The 21,891-nt window shown below is 41.9% G+C and carries 15 protein-coding genes and 1 riboswitch; of the genes, 9 read left to right on the top strand and 6 right to left on the bottom strand.

The annotated features are described in order from the left end of the window. Window positions 1-16: 16 nt before the first annotated feature. Together J8M00_RS00720 and J8M00_RS00725 are read right to left on the bottom strand one after the other, a co-directional pair. Window positions 17-3,187 (bottom strand): DUF1592 domain-containing protein, encoded by a 3,171-nt coding sequence (locus J8M00_RS00720; RefSeq protein WP_211008464.1) that lies wholly within the window; start codon window positions 3,185-3,187, stop codon window positions 17-19. Window positions 3,188-3,199: 12 nt separating this feature from the next. Next, window positions 3,200-4,996 carry a cellulose binding domain-containing protein gene (locus J8M00_RS00725; RefSeq protein ID WP_211008465.1) on the bottom strand — a complete coding sequence of 599 codons (1,797 nt, stop codon included), beginning with the start codon at window positions 4,994-4,996 and terminating at the stop codon, window positions 3,200-3,202. Between the two features lie 230 nt (window positions 4,997-5,226). Continuing rightward, a riboswitch (cyclic di-GMP riboswitch) is annotated at window positions 5,227-5,309 on the bottom strand. A 528-nt stretch (window positions 5,310-5,837) separates the two neighbouring features. On the opposite strand from J8M00_RS00725, the gene J8M00_RS00730 reads away from it, so the two are divergent. Further along, the gene (locus J8M00_RS00730; protein ID WP_211008466.1) at window positions 5,838-6,794 is read left to right on the top strand and encodes a nucleoside hydrolase; all 957 of its coding nucleotides are present in this window, start codon (window positions 5,838-5,840) and stop codon (window positions 6,792-6,794) included. Window positions 6,795-7,211: 417 nt separating this feature from the next. On the opposite strand, the gene J8M00_RS00735 is transcribed toward J8M00_RS00730, so the two are convergent. Further along, the gene (locus J8M00_RS00735; protein WP_211008467.1) at window positions 7,212-9,515 is read right to left on the bottom strand and encodes a S9 family peptidase; all 2,304 of its coding nucleotides are present in this window, start codon (window positions 9,513-9,515) and stop codon (window positions 7,212-7,214) included. A 589-nt stretch (window positions 9,516-10,104) separates the two neighbouring features. Here J8M00_RS00735 and J8M00_RS00740 point away from each other — a divergent pair. The 6 genes from J8M00_RS00740 (at window position 10,105) to J8M00_RS00765 (ending at window position 14,503) form a co-directional block, all read left to right on the top strand. Then, complete coding sequence (locus J8M00_RS00740; protein WP_211008468.1) at window positions 10,105-10,587, top strand: DUF2059 domain-containing protein; 483 nt, start codon at window positions 10,105-10,107, stop codon at window positions 10,585-10,587. 303 nt (window positions 10,588-10,890) lie between these two features. Then, window positions 10,891-11,523, top strand: coding sequence for a cytochrome c oxidase assembly factor Coa1 family protein (locus J8M00_RS00745; protein ID WP_211008469.1), 633 nt, complete (start codon window positions 10,891-10,893; stop codon window positions 11,521-11,523). Window positions 11,524-11,626: 103 nt separating this feature from the next. After that, entirely contained in the window at window positions 11,627-11,971 is a 345-nt protein-coding gene (locus J8M00_RS00750; protein ID WP_211008470.1) for a response regulator, read from the top strand. 609 nt (window positions 11,972-12,580) lie between these two features. Further along, complete coding sequence (locus tag J8M00_RS00755) at window positions 12,581-13,090, top strand: hypothetical protein (protein ID WP_211008471.1); 510 nt, start codon at window positions 12,581-12,583, stop codon at window positions 13,088-13,090. 113 nt (window positions 13,091-13,203) lie between these two features. Further along, window positions 13,204-13,584 (top strand): hypothetical protein, encoded by a 381-nt coding sequence (locus tag J8M00_RS00760; protein ID WP_211008472.1) that lies wholly within the window; start codon window positions 13,204-13,206, stop codon window positions 13,582-13,584. Window positions 13,585-13,945: 361 nt separating this feature from the next. Then, the gene (locus J8M00_RS00765; RefSeq protein WP_211008473.1) at window positions 13,946-14,503 is read left to right on the top strand and encodes a VOC family protein; all 558 of its coding nucleotides are present in this window, start codon (window positions 13,946-13,948) and stop codon (window positions 14,501-14,503) included. A 106-nt stretch (window positions 14,504-14,609) separates the two neighbouring features. On the opposite strand, the gene J8M00_RS00770 is transcribed toward J8M00_RS00765, so the two are convergent. Both J8M00_RS00770 and J8M00_RS00775 read right to left on the bottom strand, forming a co-directional pair. Continuing rightward, complete coding sequence (locus J8M00_RS00770; RefSeq protein ID WP_211008474.1) at window positions 14,610-15,581, bottom strand: Gfo/Idh/MocA family oxidoreductase; 972 nt, start codon at window positions 15,579-15,581, stop codon at window positions 14,610-14,612. 14 nt (window positions 15,582-15,595) lie between these two features. After that, complete coding sequence (locus J8M00_RS00775; RefSeq protein ID WP_211008475.1) at window positions 15,596-18,028, bottom strand: TOMM precursor leader peptide-binding protein; 2,433 nt, start codon at window positions 18,026-18,028, stop codon at window positions 15,596-15,598. A gap of 381 nt (window positions 18,029-18,409) precedes the next feature. Between J8M00_RS00775 and J8M00_RS00780 the strand changes: the two genes are divergently transcribed. Then, complete coding sequence (locus J8M00_RS00780; protein ID WP_211008476.1) at window positions 18,410-18,562, top strand: hypothetical protein; 153 nt, start codon at window positions 18,410-18,412, stop codon at window positions 18,560-18,562. Between the two features lie 508 nt (window positions 18,563-19,070). Here the strand turns inward: J8M00_RS00780 and J8M00_RS00785 are convergent. Continuing rightward, entirely contained in the window at window positions 19,071-20,192 is a 1,122-nt protein-coding gene (locus tag J8M00_RS00785) for a heme-binding protein (RefSeq protein WP_211008477.1), read from the bottom strand. Window positions 20,193-20,808: 616 nt separating this feature from the next. Here J8M00_RS00785 and J8M00_RS00790 point away from each other — a divergent pair. Beyond that, on the top strand, window positions 20,809-21,780 hold the full coding sequence (locus tag J8M00_RS00790) for a haloalkane dehalogenase (RefSeq protein ID WP_211008478.1): 972 nt from the start codon (window positions 20,809-20,811) through the stop codon (window positions 21,778-21,780). Window positions 21,781-21,891: the final 111 nt, after the last annotated feature.

Consider the following 21,891-nt stretch of genomic DNA (forward strand, 5'->3'; position numbering starts at 1 on the left):
TGTATTGTGGCCTACACTATTCATTTCTTGACCAAGCCTTGCGATAACGCACAGACTTTAATGAGCCAAATTTCTCTAACATGGCTCTTGGGCTGTTTTGCATCATGGCGTCTTTGAGTGTATCTATTTCGCACATGTAGCCTATTTGTTCTGTTTCAGATAGGCGCCTATCTTCTTCGCTGGTTGGGTCGACTGAATCGTGACCAACTCCCATAACGTAGCGGAACATTTGCTGTGGTAGGCAGCTTTGAGCGGAAGATAGATCAGCGATCACTGCACCTAATTGCTTTGTGCCATTAAATGGAATTGACTCACTGACTTCTGCGTATTTCTCAGGCGCGAAAAGGGTGCCAGACGCATCTATCGTATTACCATTATTATCTGCACTTCTCACTTTGCCCACAGCGTCAAAGTCTTCCATTCCGAATCCCATCGGGTTGATATACTTTTCGTGACAAGCTGAGCAAGGTTGGCCTTCTGTTAAGCTGTGATACTTAAGTTTGTTCGTGGTTGCAGGGTCTTGCAGCATATCGGACAGTTCAGCCAGCCTTTGCTCTCGGGCTTCAAAAGTCCCCGCTGGTGGATCGGGTTGATCCTGACACAGCATACGGCGGCGTACGCGCACTGAGCGCAATATCGGGTGTGACTCGGCAACTTCAGCCCAGCGGGACATAAATGCACCATTGGCTAATATGCCACCACGCTCTGTGGTATCTACCTTTTGCAACTCGTCACCAGTGACACCCGCTATATTGTAGTGCTCTGCCAATAACTGATTTACAAACGTGTAGTTAGCGGTATAAAGGGAGCTGAAACTTTCATCAGGCTGGGTCATGATGTATGAAAAGGTTTCACTCATCTCGGCCTTCATTGCCGGCACCAGTGCAGCAAAACCCGGGTAGAAGTTTTGATCTTTGGTTGCGACTTCTAAATTACCTGTGCCTAACCAGCTACCAACAAAGTCCCCAAGTACAGATTTGGAGCTATCAGCAAGACGGTTAGCGTGGGCAATAATATTGGCTTCATCACGCAACTCATCACGTTCAGCTGCCTGCCAAAGTTGTTGATCTGGCGTTGAACCAGTGAATGTATAAGATAAGAAGGTCGCCATTTCCCATGAAGTAAGCTCGAAAGCATCCGCATCTAGCTCTGAGTTATCGGGGTTTGGCTCACCTAGTTCGTGTCGATAGATGAATTGTGGTGAGGAGAGTAGTCCTTCCAAAGCGAGCTTCATGCCAGCTTCAACATCTCCGCTGTGGAAAAATCCAGTGGCTATCATTTTGTAATTTTGTGACTCATCTTGCGTTAATGGACGGCGGAAGATTTGAGGTGCAAGCTCGTCAACCAGACTGTTGGCACAGTCTTCATTAATTGCTGAACAGCTTAATGCGGGTGAGAAATTATTCTCAGCCACCCATTCTGATAGCTCTTCAGCCACTAATAAGTAATTACTGTAGTTGGATGGTTGCACACTGGCATGGGTATTGTTGATGAAAAAGCCGACTTGAGAATCTGGGGATAAACCATCAGACACAGTAAAGTCTACACCTAGCAAGTCCTCGACCGTATTTTGGTACTCAGTTTGCGTTAGTATCTTCAGCTGTCTTGCCCCATATGCCACAGGTGCAACGCCTACATCACAAGTCAAAGGTGCTGGCCAAAGTGTTTGTAGATACGCAGCGATATCTGCTGCACATTGCTCATCACACGCACTAGGTGTGCCATAAGGCATAGTGGTGACAATGGTATCAATCATGGTTTGTATATCTCGCTCAGTATCAAGGGCTGGGAATGAGCCCAAGCCACCAGCTTCTGAGCCGTGACAACCTGCACACCCTGATTGATATAGTTGCATGCCTCGGGCAACGGGATCGGTTTGGGTGACAACCACACGCTCGATATTACTTGGCTCTGAAGGTACTGAGTTGTTGAGTGCAATGACTTTGTAATCAAACTCGCCAGACTCAGGTAAACCGGATTCGAAAAAGTTTGAGTTAGATGCCAGCTCGGCAGCGGTTTGCCAGCGGCCATCAAGACTTTTAAAACGAACCAGATAATCGGTCTCGTTATTGCTGTTGTCGCGCCAATTCAATTGCGCTTTGCCATCGATTGATAGCACACTTGCATTGAGCTCTGTGGGAGCCGCTGGCTTTTCTGCCATTGCAACAGGTTGAAAGCTATCTTGCTCGGCAGACAAATAAGTGAGGTTGAAGTAGACAGGTACAGATTCACCAATGCTGGAGAGGTTAGCGACAACACGTAAAGCTTCTATACCGTAATCCATTTCAAAACTTTTACTGTCGATAATCATGGGTGAAAGCGTGCTGATATTGACCTTGCCAGTAGCAAGTTTGACAACCAACACATCAAGACTTATCTGTTGATTAACCCCATGTAAGCTCATTTCACCAGTCACATTTTGAATAACTGGCTGGCCAATTTCTAAATTACTTAACAATGCATTGTCTATTTGAGCACTGAAGTAAGCGACGGGCAGTAAATCTGTCTCAAAGAGTAAGTCTAAAATTCGACTGTTTCTGATATCCACACCAGTCGAAATGGTACTTAGATCAACGGCCAGCTTTACTTTACCATCGGCGTCGATACTGCCAGACAGCGCTGGAGAGTCATCATTTTGCGTAACGAATTGATTGAGCTCTGCAACGTGATCTTTTTTAATTGATACATAGCTCAGTAAAGAGGCTGTGCCATCGAGTTGCCATAAACCCGTTTCTGTCACATCATCGGGTGGTGTTGGAGGTTCTGAGTTTGTGCAAATATCGCCACTTAAAGTCAGGGTCACAATATCGGTTAAACCATTTTTATTGGCGACAAAACCCAAGCCAAATGACTGATTGGCATGTACCGTATGGCCTTGCGACGTAATGGTACAACCTGTGTTATTGCAGTCGAAATTACCATTCCAGCTATTTTGCAGCGACACACCTTGATTCCACGTGAGCTCGAGAGACCAATCATTAACGTTTTGATCTGACTGATTTTCAATGACGATCTCAGTTTTAAAGCCATTGTTCCAATTGTCTGGAATAGTGAAAGAGCATTGTGCTGCGTGAACAAAAGAGGCACTGGTGAGTAGACTGACACAAGCAGCGAACTTAGCAATTTTAGGCGTGCTAAGCCAAGCATCAGTCAGGGTAAAAAAGTGTGTTAAATTATTGCGTTTCATCTTCTTTCCCTCCTATTGCTGTGCTTCAAAAATGAGATTAAAGCTCACGGGCACTGCATAACTGATCACAGACAAACTCGCCAGTGTTTTAAGCGTTTCAATGCCTGGCTCCAAGCCAAAGTTTGTTGCGTCTAATACGATTGGTGTTAGGCTTTGCACCAAAATTTTATTATTCGCAAGACGTCGGGTTACAACTTCGGCGTTTACTTCTTTTATAACGCCTGTGAGGTTGAGTGTGGCTGAGATGGATTGCTTTTCAGTGCTACCAATGGGGAGTGCAACTAACGCTGCATAGTCAATGGAGAGCAGGGCTTCGGCGGTTGGGAATGACTCGGTATCGAATAAAAATTCTTTCATTCTGCCATCACGGGTATCGTTATTGGTATCAACACTGGTCAAATCAATAGATAACCTTGCTATCCCCTCAGGTGTAATACTGCCGCTGATATTGTGAAACGTGTGTGACTCAACGAGGTGCTGTTTTTTAGTCGAGACAAAATAAAGCTGGGAGCTTTGAGGGCTTAATACAAATGGCCCGCTTACAGGTGGAGCCTCAGGCTTTGATACTTGAATACTAATAGGGTCACTCACCGTGCTTATTACCCCGTCGTTGACCATCAGCGTGACAGAAAATACACCTTCTTCTTCAAAAATATAAGTAGGGTTTGGCTCGCTTGAAGTATGTCCGTTGCCAAAGTCCCAGCTATAAGTAAGGGTGTCACCGTCTAAGTCTGAGGATTCACTGCTATCAAAGGCCACCGATAATGGGTATTCACCTGATGTGGTAGAGGCTGAAGCAACTGCTAATGGTGCGTGATTAATATCACCGTCTAATGAGCATAAACCGCCAAGAGAAGGAATTGCTGGAGTGTCATTTTCTTGTGCTTTTTGGGCATTGAAGCCAAAATTTAAACTCTGACCAGGGTTTATTGTGCCATTGTAATTTTCATTAATGATTTCATAAGGGTTATTTCCACTGTGGCGACCATGCCAAACCCCTGTCAACTTGGTGTTATCTGAAAAAGCCATGAGTACTTTCCAGTTTGAAATGGCAACCGCTTCAGTATTGGTGATAGTGACTTTGCCACGAAAGCCTGAGATCCACTCTTGTTCAACTTCAAAAGTACATTGCGCCGACTCTGGCTGAGGGTCACTAATCGTGACCTGTATTGGGGCAGCAGGGTAGTCATTTGTACCATCATTGATGGTTAAGGAAACTGAATAAGATCCTGCTTGCTCAAAGATATGCTGCGGGTTAATGTCATTTGAGTCGTGCCCATCACCAAAATCCCAGCGATAACTCACATTATCTGACGGTAAATTTGTCGCTTCGCTGGTAAAGTTGATTGTTGCGGGGGCTGTGCCTTGATTTTCAGACGCTGACACTACAACCTTAACGTCATCATTTTGTGAGCTTCCCTCACAAATACCAAATAACCTTGGTGTAGTAGCGTCCTGTCCATCACTTTTTTTGACGTTAAAGCCAAACGACTTGGACGAGCTTGGATTGATAGTATTATTCCAGCTCAGGTTTTTGAATTGATATGGGCTGTTACCACTCAGTTGAGCTCGCCAAGCATTATTGATTGACTCACCGTGATTAAATTCCAACCCTACTTCCCAGCCATTGATGGCGGAGTCAGTATTGTTATATACGGTAATTTCGGCGGTATAGCCACTTTGCCACTCATTTTTAACCTTGAACTCGCATTGCGCAGCCAAGCCGTGTGTGGGATGTCCCAAAACCATTAAGCAGAGACCGATTTTTAAAAATCGGCGATGCTTGCTATTGTATCTATGTTGTCTCATGAAAATTCCCCGAAACATTGCCATTTGACATGTTATTCCTTGCTGCTCATCGCTGAATAAGCGAACGACCAGATCTCACAGGCGTCAATAGCTAGCGCAATAATCAGGTATAGTGAAAAACCATGGACTGGGGGTATGACATGATATGTCATAGGCGTGAATACCGATCGGCTACGCAACGCGCATACGAGCCAAAAGTATGCACATTGTCAGCAATATAAGCGTTGGCATTCAGCAACCCCGCTATCTTAGTTTTCACCTTAGACCGGAAGCTTTGCGTCCCTTTCTTTCAAAAGGTTTGCTATTTTAAGCCTGTTAAAGCAAGTTAGCTTAAAAGCACAATAACCGCAAAGCCCCAACAGCAACTTTCACAGTATTTGCACATTTCACCTCATAATGCTCTATAAAGCCATACAAAATGCTCAGACTTTCCTTGAGAAATTTATATAAATTAACGACTTGCTTTTAAGTGGCAATATGGTGGCAGAATTTTAAATAAGGGCACTATTTTTGCTGGTATACAAATAGTGTCGGTGAATTCAGTAGCGGCAAAAGTGAATTAGAACCTTCCATAAAAAGGAGTAAAGCTGTTAATTAGCCATAATCAGCTTTGTGCATATCTCTTTATAGATATTACCTGACACATCTTCAAAATTTAGCCAATGTAGACCGCGAAAGATGGGTTTCAGGGAGGTTTATTGCAGCAGAATTTACATGGGTGAAGTTAACGTAAAATCATACGTTGATTAATGCCTTTGCTTAAAATTGAACGAATGCTAGTGAAGTGTCGATATATGTCGTGATATGATTTTTATATCGTTCCAAGTGTATGAGAAGTTAAATGAAAAAAATAATATTTGATACGGATCCTGGAATTGACGACGCGATGGCGCTACTGCTAGCACATGCTTGTCAAGATATTGAAGTGGTCGGTATTACGACCACTTTTGGCAATGCAAGTATAGAAAACACTACGCGTAATGCGCTTTATTTAAAGCAAAAATTTGGTATGCATGCTGAGGTCGCTAAGGGAGTAAATACACCACTCGATCAAGTGAAAACAGAGCCTGCAACCCTTGTTCATGGTGATAATGGCTTAGGCAATATTGAATTACCTGATCAAATCAATACACCTCTATCTCCACTCATTGCACATGATTACATTGTTGAAACACTAAAAAAGCAACCGGGAGAAATTACGTTAGTTGCGGTAGGTAGACTTACAAATTTAGCGCTGGCAATTGAAAAAGCTCCTGAAATCGGCAAGTTAGTAAAAGAAGTCATCATTATGGGTGGGGCTTTTGGACATAACGGTCATACGGGTAATCTGACACCGTTTGCCGAAGCGAATGTGTACGGAGATCCGCTTGCCGCAGATATTGTTATCAATGCAGATTGGCCTGTCACCATTGTTGGGTTAGATGTTACGCAGCAAACCCAGATGTCAAATGCGTATTTAGAGAAAGTAAGGACGCACAGCGAAAAGTACGGTCAGTTTATTTATGACATTACACGTTTTTATGCAAAGTTTTACAATGATGACCTTGGTTTAGATGGATTTTATGTACATGACTCTTCAGCAATCATGTATTTGGTCTCACCTGAAATTTTTACAACAAAGCAAGGGCACATACGAGTCATAACCGAAGGGCCAGCAAAAGGACATACTTTATTTAAAGGTTCAAATAGAGTTTTTCCAATTGATGAATGGGCTACAGCACCAAAACAAACCATAGCAATCAATGTGGAGCCCCAAACATTTAATCAGCGTTACTTCGATATCATTTGTGGCAATTAAACTAGTTAGTCAGGCTGAGGAAATGTTGGTTTTGGGTGGTTCATTGAGTTTACAAAACTTGATAGAACATAAAATGCTCTAACTTAGCGTGCTAAACGCAAGGTAGATACTATTTAGCAGTGTGAGTCATAACAAGAAGGCCTTTGTATCGGTCTTCTTGTTACTGAGTTAGCCTAGCGGGTGATGTTTATCGTGAATCCGCCAGACGGGAAACTGGGATGTCCTTTGTTCCCATTAACGATAGCTATTTCGACGCGGTCAGCATAAATTCCGCGAATATCTAGGAGGCACAAACGCGTCAATTTCCTCACCTAGGATACACCTTTAAATTTACATAATAGCCCCAGTGAAACTCCGGGGCTTTTTAAATTTAGTTGTAACGCGCTTTGAGATTTGTTTAATTAAAATCTGCAAAAGCTATTTACTGATCACATAGGACTTGGGCGGCTCTGCTCCTAATAAATGACGCACAAAATAATCCCAACGCTGCCTAACAAAATATGGGTTTTTATCAAGTACGTGCCCCATATTAGGGTAAATCATCAAGTCAAAGTCCTTGTTGGCTTTCATTAGAGCGTCAGCCAGTTGTAAAGTTGCTGCTGGATGCACATTGGTGTCCAACTCGCCATGAGCAATAAGTAATTTACCTTGTAAATGTTTAGCCCAGTTTAAGTTTGATTGTGCTTCCCACTCCGGTGTTTCTGGGTAGCCCATCCACATTTCATTCCAACCAGCCTTGTCCACTCTAAAGTCATGATTACCTGATGCTGATACGCCCACTTTGAAAAAGTCTGGATACTTAAACATCGCATGCGCTGTATCGTAACCACCGGCACTAAAGCCAAAAATGCCTACTCTGTTAAGATCCAGAAAGTCAAAGCGTTTGCCAAGCTGTTTAATTGCAGTAACGTGATCATCACTGCCACCACTTAAATTTTTAAAAGAGTATTCATGGAACTCACGGCCGCGCTTGTTAGTGCCTCGGCCATCCATTTTTATGACTACAAACCCAAGTTCAGCGAGTGCATTCGCTTGGCTGCGATAGGTTACAAATGATTTAGGCGTAAAAAAGTTGTGTGGTCCGGTATATATGTCATCAATTACCGGGTACTTTTTATTGGGGTCAAAGTTCGAGGGTAAATACATCAAGCCATATAAAGGCGTTTTACCATCACCTGCAAGGACTGAAAATGGCTTAGGTGGTTGCCATCCCAACGCGAATAGCGCGCTAGTATCGGCTTTTTGTAATGTTCGAATAACTTTACCATTTTGGGTGCTACGTAATATTGAAATAGGGGCTTGTGTGGTGGTCGAATAGGTATCTATAAAGTACTTAAAGTCAGGCGATATTCGAGTGTCATGCTCGGCAACTTCAGGAGTCAGTAATGTTAAGTTGCGACCATCTAGATCCACCCTGTAAAGATGACGAAGGTAAGGATCTCTATCTGTTTCTCTGCCAGACGCCTCAAAGTAGACTTGCTGCTTTTTGGTATCTACACCACGTATAACGCGAACCGTCATATTCCCTTTGGTAATCGCATTTTTCAGCTTGCCATCAACAGAGTTGTACAGATATAAATGTTGATAGCCATCTCTTTGTGAGCTCCAAATAAAAGCGTTTAGCTCTGGTAGTGCCCAATATTGCTGTACCCAAGGATCGACGTATTTATCATCGCGCTCTTCAACCAGCACACGCACTTTGGCTGTTTTAGGGTTAACTTCACGCATGAAGTACTGACGGTTTCCTCTAAATCGGTTGTGGTAGACAAACTTACCGTCTTCTTGCCACCACCCCCATAGGGCTGCACCATAGTAGGTTTGCATGACAGGGGGAGCCTTTAAGCGTGTAACCGTTTTGTCTTCAGCATTGATCAGCATCAAGTGCGCGGAGGGTAGCTGCTCTTCGGCCGCTGATGGGTAATAGAACTCAGTGGTTTCTGGCCGTTTTCCTCGTTGGTGAGATGCCCGAACGAGTGCATATTTACCTGTGTTACGGCGGTCAAGCTGATAGGTCATTACATATTGACTATCTTCGGACCAATTGGCATAAACTTGTTTAGGTTGATATGGCTTATCATCGCGAAGGTCATTTGCAGGGTTTGGGTGCATAAGCCCATAGGGAAAGCCTTCGGTTCCATCAGTCGTCAGCTGTGTTTTTGAGCCAGTTTTTAGACTCGTCAACACTAGGTTATATTGTTCAACGGTCAGTTTCCATTGGCCATCGGGGGATGTTCCTGGCTCTTTCGCTAAGCTGGCATTTTTATTTGGTGAGCAGATATATAGTTTGATATCACACTGAAATTTTTTGTCGTGGATAGTAAAGCTAATTAATGGCAGTTCTACGTTCAAAGATTCCAAAGAGAGTGGGTCTTTCTCTGCATTTTCAACCCCGGAGTGAAGCAAAGCACTTGCTAGTTTTTTATGATCAAATAACGGTTTTTGTAGGTTATTTAGCGGGTCGACATAGATATATTTGTATCCTTGGTGATTTTTCTGTTTAAACCAAAAAGCATTCCCCTCACCAATCCAGTTGGGGGCTAGCTTAGTATTCTTTACCAATGGTATTAAATTTTGCGGTAAAAACTGTTCCGCTCTTTGATAATCAGAGTCTCGTATACTTAACTTTTCTATCGGCTCTATATTAGTAGAGTTCAAGTTGCTTTGACATGCAGCTAAAAGGCTGACAGCTGCCATTAAAGCTACACTTTTGCTTTGTGACATTGACCATACTCCTTACTTTTTATATCAATTTATCTGCACTCCAAATGTTCAGTATTTATTATATCTAAAAGACTCAACGTAGCCTTTGGCAGTAAGAACATTGACGTTTGTGGTACAAGCTAACTATATCGCAACACACAATTGTATACAATATCCAATTGTGTAAGTCTGGAAAGGTAAGAGAGCTTGTATGCATGACATTGAGTAGGGCGCGTAAAATAGCACCTCTTCAAATTTAGGTTTGTCTACGACGACGTTACCCTATTTATCCTTAAACAAAATCTAGGAATTCATCCAAAATAGATAGGAGCGGTCAGTTTTGGTACTATGGCGTCTTTTTTCAGATCTAGCCTTACAGGCTCTAACAATGTTGATTGAGATATTTAGAAATCACCTCTCGTTGTTTACAGGAGGTTAGGGTGTTGATAACACAAAGTTTAGCTAGTAAGTTGCTAAAATTAATTAATAAATCAGCTTAATTTTTTACTACAGAGTATTTAAGATGGGCAAAAATATCAGGTTTTGTGCGTGTTTTTGTAAGTTTTTCCTACTATTTTGAGCTTTTTAGTGTGGTTATATACGAGTTCTTATGAAGAAATTATTTATTGCTTTTTCAATGTTATTTTCAATTTCAATTAGTGCAAATGAAATTGTAGAGGAAATCCTTCAATTAGAGGGCGGGGAAGCTGAGTATAACAAAGTCATTGAGCAAAATTCATTTATGATGAGAAGCTTCGATTTTGGAACATGTGATGCAGATGGAAATTATCAGCTTCAAGATCTAGAAACTGAGTTTAAAAATAAACAAGAAAAATTAAAAGAGAAGTACCTGTCTTGGGATGTTTATAAGGCTAACATTATTAACGCATATGAAAATACATACACAGAACAAGAGTTATTGGGGTTAAGGGACTTTCTAAGAAGCCCAATCGGAAAGAGTATTTTAGAAAAAAGACATCAATTATTTCTACTGTCAGGTCAATCGAATCAACGTAATGTTGAAAAGTATATAAATGAAAACAAAAAGCTTTGGGACGAGTTTGGTAAAAGGCTAGACCAGTTGATTGAATAAATCACACAACAAAGCCGTAAACTTGTCCAAATTCCAGCTTGATATGCCTGTTCACTTGTTGTTTCTTTTTATAACTAGGGAAAATGTATTTCGCGAAGTTAATCAAAACTGATGCAAAATGCTGCATGTTTTTGACAATGAGGTTTTACAGTAATACTTTAAGGGATTACATCAATAGCATCTCGGTCCAGGCCGTTACATAACACGCTGTTGGAGATGAAAAAAGCATAGTTGGCTGCGACTATAGGCAACTATTTTCACCCGCTTACGGCGATCTTATATGTCATAAAGAGGTTGATCCAATTGACGATTGAAAAAAAAGAAATACCTGCGGAACTTAAAGGCTGGAATTGGGGAGCGTTTTTCTTGAACGTAATTTGGGGAATTCGCTTTAAAACATACCGTGCTTTATGGGTTTTCGTGCCATTTGTTAACTTGGTTATGCCTTTTGTGTTGGGACTAAAAGGTAATGAGTGGGCTTGGCAAAACAATCATTGGAACAGCGTCGAGGAATTTAAAAAGTCACAAAGAAGATGGTCTGTTGCATCCATATTGATAGTCGGAGTCAGCTTTGTGTTTCTAAGCCTTGTGCAACTTAATGTGTTCTCTTCTTTTAAAGAATCAGAAGCAACCAAATTAGCACTGAATACGGCGGAACAAGCCCAAAGCTTTCAGAAAAACATAGGTATGCCATACGAAATAAGTTTTATAAAAGGTACTAAACATGAAGTCCAGACAGTAGATTCTGTGCCTGAGCATGAGCTACCTCCAAATACTGTACATATGCTATACGACATAGAAGGGCAGAGAGGTTCTGGTGTGATTGAGTTTAAAGCGTCTCAAAAGGCTGGTAATTCGTGGCGCCTGACTTGTATAAAGCTAACATATGCACCGGATCAAACTGTGGATATTTTGGTTCCGTGCAAGAGTGACTAAAAATAAGTCGCTATGGCAGTTTTGGTGAGAAGCTTAGAATGTTTGATAAGAAAAGAGCTGCCAAGCAGCTTAACGCATCGTTGTTATATGTAGAAGGTTACTGTTGAAAATACTTTATGTCGAAAATCACAAGGCTTTTATATCTGCGGTAAAAAGAGAATTTTTATCTGACCATGATGTTGAAGTAGCGCCTGATATCAATTCAGCCAAAGCTATGTTTAATGATTCCTATCACTTGGTGTTGTGTGACTATGATTTAGATGATGGGAAAGGCACTGAAGTGGTTTCGTATATCAGAGAGTTAAGTGCAACTGTTCCTATCATCGCGGCCTCGTCACATGAAAGAGGAAATAGCCTCTTGATTCAAGCCGGAGCCAATATTATTTGCGGTAAAATGGACTTTCGGTCCTTGCCTAACTGCATAGATAGAATTATCAATGAAATATAACAAACGAATTTAGCAATGGGAGCTAGACAGTAGGTCTGTGCTTCTATATTGCTAGGTTTAATCTAGTTTTTTGTGCCTCTTATTTGAGGCGTTATACGTACAAGGTGAATATGCCCAAGTATAGATGGCTTTGCTTATATTGCGAACATGATAACTCTGAAAGAACAGAGTTTTGCGCACACTGCGGTACAAGCGCGACAGCAACTGCATATGAAATTGAAGCGAGAGAATTTTTAGCTAAAAAAATTCTAAGTGACGAGGAAGGCTGCTCGAAATGCAGTAATACAGCTCATTCGATTGAATTTAGTGAAGACCCGTGGGAGTATTTCGATTCAAGACAAAGCCCCCTTCTCAGAGCCATGTATATCTCGATAAAGTGTAAAAAATGTCAGCATACGCAAAAAGTAGAATATGCAGTACCTACACTGCGAAAGCTATATCGAAGGCTTTTTAATCAAGATATTAAAAGCCAGTGGTGGCTAAAACGTTAGAGTTTATTGCAAAGTCATTGATGGCGAATACATTATATTTGGCTTATGGTCGTTCCTCGCTTATTATGGGTAAACTATAAACTCCCATTTAACAACGTTAGATTACTAAGGATAGGCTTTGCGTTTAATAACTTTAATACAAGTTTTATTATTTATTTTCCCATCACTTGTGTATAGTAAATCCACGATAGAGTCATCTTTAACAATTGATCTTTATTCTAAAAAAAGCGTTGTAGATGGTAGTTTTATTGTTAGTGAAATGGTTCGTAACGGATACTTTCATATTGAACCAACTCAGAGGGTAGATTATACAAGTTACTATTTTCCAATTAGGAATATAAAAGTCCTTGGTTATGACTTAGTCTATTTCAATTATGAGCATATGGAAAAGTATGTAGGTTGCTGTGTTAATCGTGGAACCTCAGTTGTACTGTATATCAAGTCTGGACAGTCTCAGCAAAAATTAGAACAGTTTGCAAAAACGAATCTATGCGAAATAAAATCGGCGGAATGGATATATACGCCCAAGTCAATAAAAGAACTTTTGATTCAAAAAGAAGTAAACCTGTCTAATCTTGTGGAGCTATCATGCAAGGAAACTGATAGGGTATACGCTGAAAGTACGTAGTCAAAAATGCGGCAAATGTGGAACAGTAGAAAATAGACTCTTTTAACTTGTGCCTGTCCGTTTTATTTTCTCAGCTACATTAGGCTGGTTGAAACCGAGTTATGAGTATCACAATGAATAGAGTACTACCCCTTATATTTAGTTTTATACTGGCTTCGTGCAGCAGTGAAGAGTATTCGGTTGTGGAAGCGGCTTCTGACGCATGTAATTTTCGACTTTCCCAGAATGTAATTGAAATAGAAAGGCAAATAAAAGCCATCGAAGAGATATCAATTCAGGGTGGTGTCTATATTGAGCAGGGAGTGTTGAAAATATCACCTCAAGAGTTTCAGTCCTTGAGGGAAAGTCTAGAATCCAATATGTTTTACTCATCAGAGGAAGGTGAGTTGGAGATAAAATACTTAAGAGAGAATATTAAAATCGATAGGTGCTATGGAAGTTGTGGTCTAGCTAAGAAAGGGGCAATCGTCAGTTATAGTCTTGAGTGTAGCTAGTGTTCACGAAAAAAGCAGCATAGTAGGGAGTAGCTATGGAATTCGGACGGTTTATGTCTGCTAAGAAGCTATCACAGGAAGTGAATTCATCGGAAATAATATCGATGACTTTAATGGAATTACTCAGAACCTGTTACAGGATCAAAGACGCAAAAAGTTTGGCTTGCGTTTATTCTTCGCTTAGTTTAGCTTGCAGAATTCTACTAACGAGTTGTATTAAAAACTGTTCAGTTCCATGGTGGCGATCTTTAAGCGGATAATTATTGGTCTTAACACTTTCATGTTTAAGCTACTCCCTAATTCTACATTATGGCCAACTAAATTCTGTCTTTTAACAGAGCGCTAAAATATAAGGATGAAAATGGAAACTAAGGATGAAGTTGTATTTCCTAACATGCAGTTGAGTCATATTGAGTTATATGTCCAAGATCTAGCTAAGATGGAAACCTTCTATACGAGTAAATTAGGTTTTGTTGTCACTGACCGAGGTGAAGGTCAAAACGGTATGGTTTTTTTAAGCCGTAGCCCGCAAGAGCACCATCAAATTGTTTTAAGTCCAATGCAATCACGCAGGACTCTTGAAAGTCCAATTGATCACATCTCTTTTAGAGTGAAAAATATTGATGAATTGAAGCTTTTTAATTCATCGTTAAAGTCGGTTTCTGGAATTCGTTTACAAGCGGTATCTCATGGTACAACTTGGTCTATCTATTTTTATGATCCCGAAAACAATAGATTTGAAATTTTCACAGATACACCGTGGTATGTTAATCAGCCATGTAAGTTTGCTGTAAATTTAGAATTATCCAATGAAGAGCTAATCAAATTTACGGAGAATGAGATTAAAAATATGCGAGGGTTTTCGTCAAAAAGTGATTGGGAAATAGTTCATAAAAAAAATTTAGGAGCGCTTGGTTAGCCATGTCCTTTCAAGGCACTTAAGGGAGCTCATTGCTACCGATATCTTTGAGCTGAGGAACCTTACACCTAGCACCATCAAATGCACTAGGTGTAAAAAGTCATCGTTACGCCGCACAATTCTCTTTAGCTGATGGTTGTAACTCCATCAATACAGTTTGCCATAACCCACTCAACCCTAACAAGTAATGTGGTTGCTGGTAAACAGGCTGTGCTTCCCCTTGGATAGTGGCGGCGAGTGTTGCAATAGCTGCGAGGTTGCATTGGTCTCTGTGGTGCATTAACTGTTGTTGATCCATAGGTGCAAGCTCAATGGGCATGTAGGTTTTCCATGATTCAGCGGGTAAGCTATGACTTGAAGGAAACCAACTTAAAGGGCCTGTAGTTTCACTGAGAGTCAAAGTGCCATGAGAAAATAGCGCAGAGAACTGGTGGTTCAAAAAAGTGGCGCTGCCGTCATCTTCAGCGGACGAAAAGTTTTGACATAAAACAGACACGGAGAGGCTATTATTTTTAAGCATCACAGGCTGAAATGCCATCGGTTCGCCATTGTATTTAATTATCTCCAATCCTTCAAATCCACCTAGTGCACGACCCAAAAGATCCAGTGCCGAATATAAAGTTCTTAAATTGGCACCTATGGCATAGTGCATACAGCCAGCCCCCTGTTGATATGCTGCAAGTACTGACTGTAAAAATGCTTGCGGCGCATAGAGATCGGCAAAGTGCCCGTTGACATGAAAATATGCTTGGTGTTGCTTGGCAAGTGCGAGAGCTTCTTTCACAAAGGCTTGATCAACGGGATGCTCACATAATACTGACACTCCCATTTTTAACAAAGACAAGACAATTGTTTTTCCTGCATCCCCAGATATTGCAACACAAGCAATATCAATATTGTCAGCCGGTATAGCGGCAACATCCGTATAGTATGGTACCCCAATTTGCTTGGCAATTTGTTGAGAGTGCTCACTGCCTTTTGATAAGACGCCGACACATGACAAGCTATGTTGCGAAAAGTGAGTTAATGCGCGAATGTAGGTGGAACCATAGTGGGTACCGCACACGAGTACTTTCATAATGTTTTCCTTTTTTAAGCAATAGGATGTGGCTCTTTGTTAACCGGACGTCCTTGTAATAGTTTGCGTAACCTTGGGTTGTCTACTCTTTTAAATTGCTCACCAAAGTGAATAGGTTGCATATGGACTCCGATGGCCCGTGCAACTCTAAATGGACTTAACGCCATATCTGGAGAGGTGACATCCACAATAGCAACTTCTACACCTGCTGAATCTAGGCGCTGTTTGAGTTGGGTTATTTGGGTGATCACTTCATAAGGCCAATCATCCAGTGTTTTCGCCTCAGTTAGAGGGCGGCGCATAAAATCAAATGCGTCGAGTTTGTCCTTGCTAAAATAATAGGCGGCGTGATCTTCTAGGCTTGTAACGTCACTGACATGATGAGGAACCTTATGTCCAGAACGCATAAGTTGGCAGAGGTAGGGCATCACATGACCTTGCTCTAATAGCGCTTTACGCATAGCAACCTTAATATCGCCGTGGGTGGCCAGTGCCACTGATGCTGCGGGGGTGCGATAGCCATCTCCTATTGCTAGGCATACCACAGTTGGTACATGTAGTCCTACATCAAGCAGGTAGCACTCAAGCTCTACGCCTAGCTTGATTAAGTCATCTATCATAACCTGCATTTTACCTTGGTTAAGTGCCTCGTAGCTGAGCCGTTCACAGGGTAACTGGGCATACCAAGTAAGCATCATTGCATCGCGTTCAATTAATTCATAACAGGCTCTGAGCGCTGCATCGTCATTGTCTTGTCCAGCGGCTAAACCATTTGACGATACCTGACTGAATTGCTCTTTATAGGGGCAAGCAAAATTAAAGTAGCTAACCAACGCTGGAACCCAAACCGGTTTCTCGGTTGCTAACCAGCTACCTCGACACCAGTGTATCTTTTGCTTTTTGTGCCATTTGTGAAATGGGAAATTAGGTGTGCTGTATTGCTTATTCGAATATAAAACTAATGTGTCTGGATTGACGTAATCACCTTGTAACTGGCTAATTGACGCATATTTAAAATCGCTCAATTGGTATCGCGCCGCTGAGTAGCGTTCCAGTGCCTCACCTACCGCACTGATATGTGCAGAAATATGATCCAATCCTTTACCTGAGCCCACTTGACCTGAAGCTCTAGGATCAAACTCACCTTCCGTAAATGAGGATACCCCAGCCGACGCTGTGATAGGAAAATCAGGTAAGTGTGGTGCATGCCCGGTGAGCTGGCGTACAATCCCAGTTTTCGGATCTACCCAACCTTCAAATAGAGATTTAAATTGCTCAACATCCTGCAGCTGATTGAGGGGGTTTTCAGCTGGTTTTGAATTGTGATGCATAGATAGTGCGTGAGTCTTCGCATGACTGTGATCAAAACCGCACACTTCACACCAAGGAATAGGAATAATCGCATGCTTTTTTGATTGGTATGTGATTAGGTTTTGAACAAAAACATGGGATGACAGCTCACTTTCGGTAAAGCCCCAAAGGATTTTTAATGCTTCCATAGCAAGTTGTTGACCTGTGATTGCAGACATGGGGGTCAACATACTGCGGGCACGTCCGTCACGATTTTTTTTATGGCTTTTTTCTAATTCGTGCGCTAGCTCACCGTGGTGCTCTGTGCTTAGTTTTCTGAGTCTTAAACAGTTCCAACATGAACTGGAGGCGGCTTCATTTATATTGATAGCAGGGCCTATCCAGCTTTCTAGGCCATCCAAGTGACCATAAATGGCTTTAATCGCATGTTGATGCAGGTATTCAGACACTTTATGTGACCAAAAGTGTGCATCTTTTCCCAGAGTGATTATGGCTAAATCCCAGTCATTTGAGGGGCTACCTAAATTGTGGAGATCAGAAGTGAGTTCGGAGTCGCTGATCTGCATCCAAGGATTACGGTGTTGTAACATAGATTTAAACACCTGTGATCTTGGTTTGCCAACATCTTCAGCTGAGAGAAAACGGTGACATGTTAAGTCATCACTGGAGACTTTTTCTTTATCTAATAAATGAACCTGGCCTACGCCTGCTGTGCCTAACTCTTCTAACAAAGTAACAGCCCAAGGCTCAAGGCCAACAACTAAAACTCTGCAAGGGGTGAGAGAGTAAACTTGGTCTTGGCTATGTGGCATTTGGTTTGCCTGATGCCACGGGCGTAAAAAACGTGTTTGCACTATCCCTGGAGGCTGAAACTCTAGTTGTTCAGAGACCTCTTCCAATAGACCATATTGGCTAAGCATTTGCAGGACGGTTTGAATACTCGTATCGCTATATTCGGGCAAACGCGTGCAGATTTCAGCTTGAGTGAGCTCACCTTCTAAGAGAGGTAATATTTTTTCAACAAAGTCTGATGTATCTCGACCGTGAACTTGAAAGTCTCCCAAATCTGAACTTAATAACACACCGCAGCTGTTGGGAACCATGCTCGCAGCTGGGGTTAACCTTAGCTTTTTCATAAATTAAACATCCATTTTTTAAGGACATTCCCTGAGTTGAGGCCAGAGAATGTCAATAACTGCGCGCTAACCGCCAGTACTACACGGTATGCAAGTTACACACTGAAAACATTGCGGAGCACATTGATAACACTGAACACACTGGTGTGAACACTGCAGACATTGGTGTGAGCACTGCAGACATTGGTGTGAGCACTGCAGACATTGGTGTGAACACTGCACACATTGAGGTGCACACTGATAACACTGTGCACAGAAATTCACAGCACAAGGGGTGCAGGTATCACATTTGGTAATATGTGCACACTGCTGGCAATGTGCCTTTTGCTCCGTTTGACATAAAGCGCAAAAATTCACAGTGCACGGGTAACAGGTGTCACAATGAGTGACAGGCCCACATTGCTGACAGAAGTTGACTGCGCATGGGCGGCAATTCTCGCACTTGGTAATAGGTGCACACTGCTGACAAAAGTTAACAAAACAAGGGTAGCAAGTATCACATTTGGTGACGTGTGTGCATTGCTGACATTGTAAGTTTTGGCCCTGCTGACACAATGCACAGAAATTAACAATGCAAGGGTAACAAGTGACACAGTTAGCGACAGGCTCACATGTTATGCACTTGTAGTTGGCATCACATTGAACGCAAGCGACACATGGTGTCGGAGGGCCTAAAGGTTGATAGCTAGTTCCAACCGGTGCGCAAGTAGCACATAGCGTAGTTGTGCACGGGGCACACAGAATTGTAGGGGTGTAACAAGGGGCACACGGTGTGCAGTAATAACATACGGCACAGTCTACGATTCTTGGCGGGTTACAACATGCTTCCAGCGCTTTGACTTTAGAAGTGAGTTCCGTCACTTGTAATTGGAGTTCTTTTATTGCTTGTTCACTCATATTACTTTCCTTAAAGTTTCATTTAATTGAGTTATTTGGTACCGCGTACCAAAAACGACTTTGGTTTGTTGCTTGCCGAATGTGTTTCACAGGTGGCAATCATAATGTCTTGAGCAGACATATTCGTCACATTGCAATAACGCCTTTATTGCACTTTAAATAGGGTATTGGCTGTAATGTGTGGAAACTTATAGCGGCTGCGTTTACTCTGGTCCTTACCATTTGCCAAACTAAAGTCCAAAGTAATATCTTGAGTGTATTGCAGCATTTCTAGACCATTTGATAATCGCTGTAGCCAAAGAGTAGTTTTGAATCGAGGCACATCTGAATGTGCTTTCATAAATGGTGTATTGGCAATGTTGCCATCTGTTTCGGTATCTACATCTAGCACAGTGGTGTCGATTGTTCCTATGCCTTGTTGATATAGGCTATCTAAGGCAACTTGCAGTACAATATTGGGGTTAACATTAGGGTTTTCTGGAATATCAGACCCATATGGGGCTTTGAAGCTATTCCCGCCAGCAGCTGGCAAGGCATTGGCAACAGGAATGCTTGGCGCACTTCTAAAACAGTCGTGATGACCGAGCGCTAAAATAGAGTTACCATGCGGAATTGAAACCTGCTTTACTATAGTTCGGTCCTGCTCTTGTTTTGGTAGGGGGTTGGGGGTATCTGGGACCCATGGCTCTTTATTCAGTGTACCTTGCCCTTGAGGTGCAATCACTTGATGTAGCCAGCTACCGTTTTCAGCATGCACAAGCGTATCTTTTTCAGGGCCATCGGCAAAAAATACCCGCTGTGAATAAAAAATACTGTAAGCATCTTGCTCATAATTGCCCGCTCGGTTGGCAACTTTTCCCTGAATAGCACTAAATGTCATGACTTCGTAATAGGGGAAGTTTTTTAAGATAAAGCCATTGGGGGCGTTATCTTGTGGGATGGGCATGACATTAAACCCTCCATAACGGGTACTGATCCAAGTACCAATTAGCCCAGCTATGGGGCCGAGCTTTTCAAGAATGTCACACCTTTGATCGCCGCCACCAGCAGCAATCAGCGGCACATTAAAATCTGGGACAAACTGTGGCTGCTGCGGATTAGTTGCTTTATCTGTACAGTGCTCAAACTGTTGAGGAATACAGGTAGCGCAACGTAAAATAGTATTGTGCTCACTTGCTGCATTGCATTGTTTATTAAGGTCTTCAAATGCAGACTGAAGTTGCGCGATTTCAACTTGCAATTGCGCAATAGGATCTTGCTTACTCATGATTTACTTTCCTTGCTGTACATAAATTGACGGTTGATTGATTTTTCGGCTGGTTTTTAAGTGTATCAGCAAGTCTCTTTTAGGTTATTACATGCTATTACACAGAAATATGTGTTTTTCATTAGGTGGAGTGTGCTAGGAGCGATTGCCTTCTGGGCTGAATGTTATCTTCGAATTGCAACGATTAGTTTTGGAGATAGCAGTGCGCACCGCTATCCCTTTCTAGCCGTTCAATGCGCTGACAACAGACGTCCATATTCAATAATCTCAGCCAGCGTAGTTGACCGCCCCATAGGTAATGATGTGAACGATTTTCCCCCTCAATTTAGTTAGAAATAGCTTAGTTTTAGGCTATTGGTTATCACTTTGTTGAAGCTCTCCTCACAACCAATATTGCATCGCCTTTATTGCAAATTGAAAAGGGTTAAATTGAATACAGGTTTATTGTGAACATCTAATCAAATAGTCATTCCAATCAAAGTGACAAAGTTAACTCTAAGAAAAATATACTAATATATTTTTTTCCTTCATTTTGCACTAAAGAGAAAGGTTCGCTTTTAACGTCATATAAATTGGGTGAGCGCTATAAGCAATTTTAAAATTAAAGGAGTAAAATATGACTTATGCACGCATCTTACTGTTAACACTTTTAGGAGTGTCAACTCCGTCTATGGCAACAAGTAATGTTAAGCTGCCGCTGCCCGTGATAGCAGAAACACATGATATTGAGCAGCACTCGATCGCAGTAAAAGGTAGTAAGATGGCTTACTTAGAGCAAGGTGAAGGCAAAGCTGTGGTTTTTGTTCATGGTAACCCAACATCATCTTATTCTTGGCGTAACGTAATGCCTTATATTTCTGATACTCATAGGGCCATTGCAGTTGATTTGATCGGCATGGGAGATTCTGGCAAGCCAGACATAGAATACACATTTAAGCAACAATATCAGTACTTCAATCGTTTTATAAACAGACTAAATCTTGATGAAGTGATTTTGGTTGGCCATGACTGGGGGGCGGCAATAGCATGGCTCTATGCGAAAAAGAATCCAGATAAAGTGGACGGGCTTGCCTTTATGGAAGGTGTCTTACCTCCACAGTTTCCCGCTGAAAGCTATGAAGATCTAGGCTCTGTAGCTGATTTTTTTAGAACACTGAGAGACCCCGTGGTTGGGCCAATGTTGATCATTGAGCAAAATATGTGGATTGAACAGGCCTTGCCTGCCTCTGTCAACCGCACACTGGGCGAGCAGGCGATGGAAGCTTATCGTGCACCTTATCTTGTTCCTGAGTCTAGAAAGCCGTTACTTGCTTGGCCAAATCAGCTACCAATAGCTCGTGAGCCCGCTCAAACCGACCGCTTAATGCGCGGTATTAAACGCTTTATGGGCAAAACTGATATGCCGATTTTATATATTTATGGTTCACCTAGTGTTGATAATTCGCCTCAAGTACTCAAGTGGTACGTGGAAAATATTGATGAGCTAGAGACCGCGTATGTTGGACAAGGGCTGCATTACCTTCCAGAAGATCAGCCAGACGCGATAGGCCGGGCTCTCGAGGATTGGTTACGCCGACTAAATGATTGACGACGTCTGTAGTTCAACTTATTGTGCACTTAGCCTTTGTTAATCAGAGGCTATTTCCTAATTACTGCCAAGTACTATTGCCTTGTTACTTGATATCACAACAAACGCATA

The organism is Pseudoalteromonas luteoviolacea (assembly GCF_018100925.1).
GTDB classification, from domain to species: Bacteria; Pseudomonadota; Gammaproteobacteria; order Enterobacterales; family Alteromonadaceae; genus Pseudoalteromonas; species Pseudoalteromonas obscura.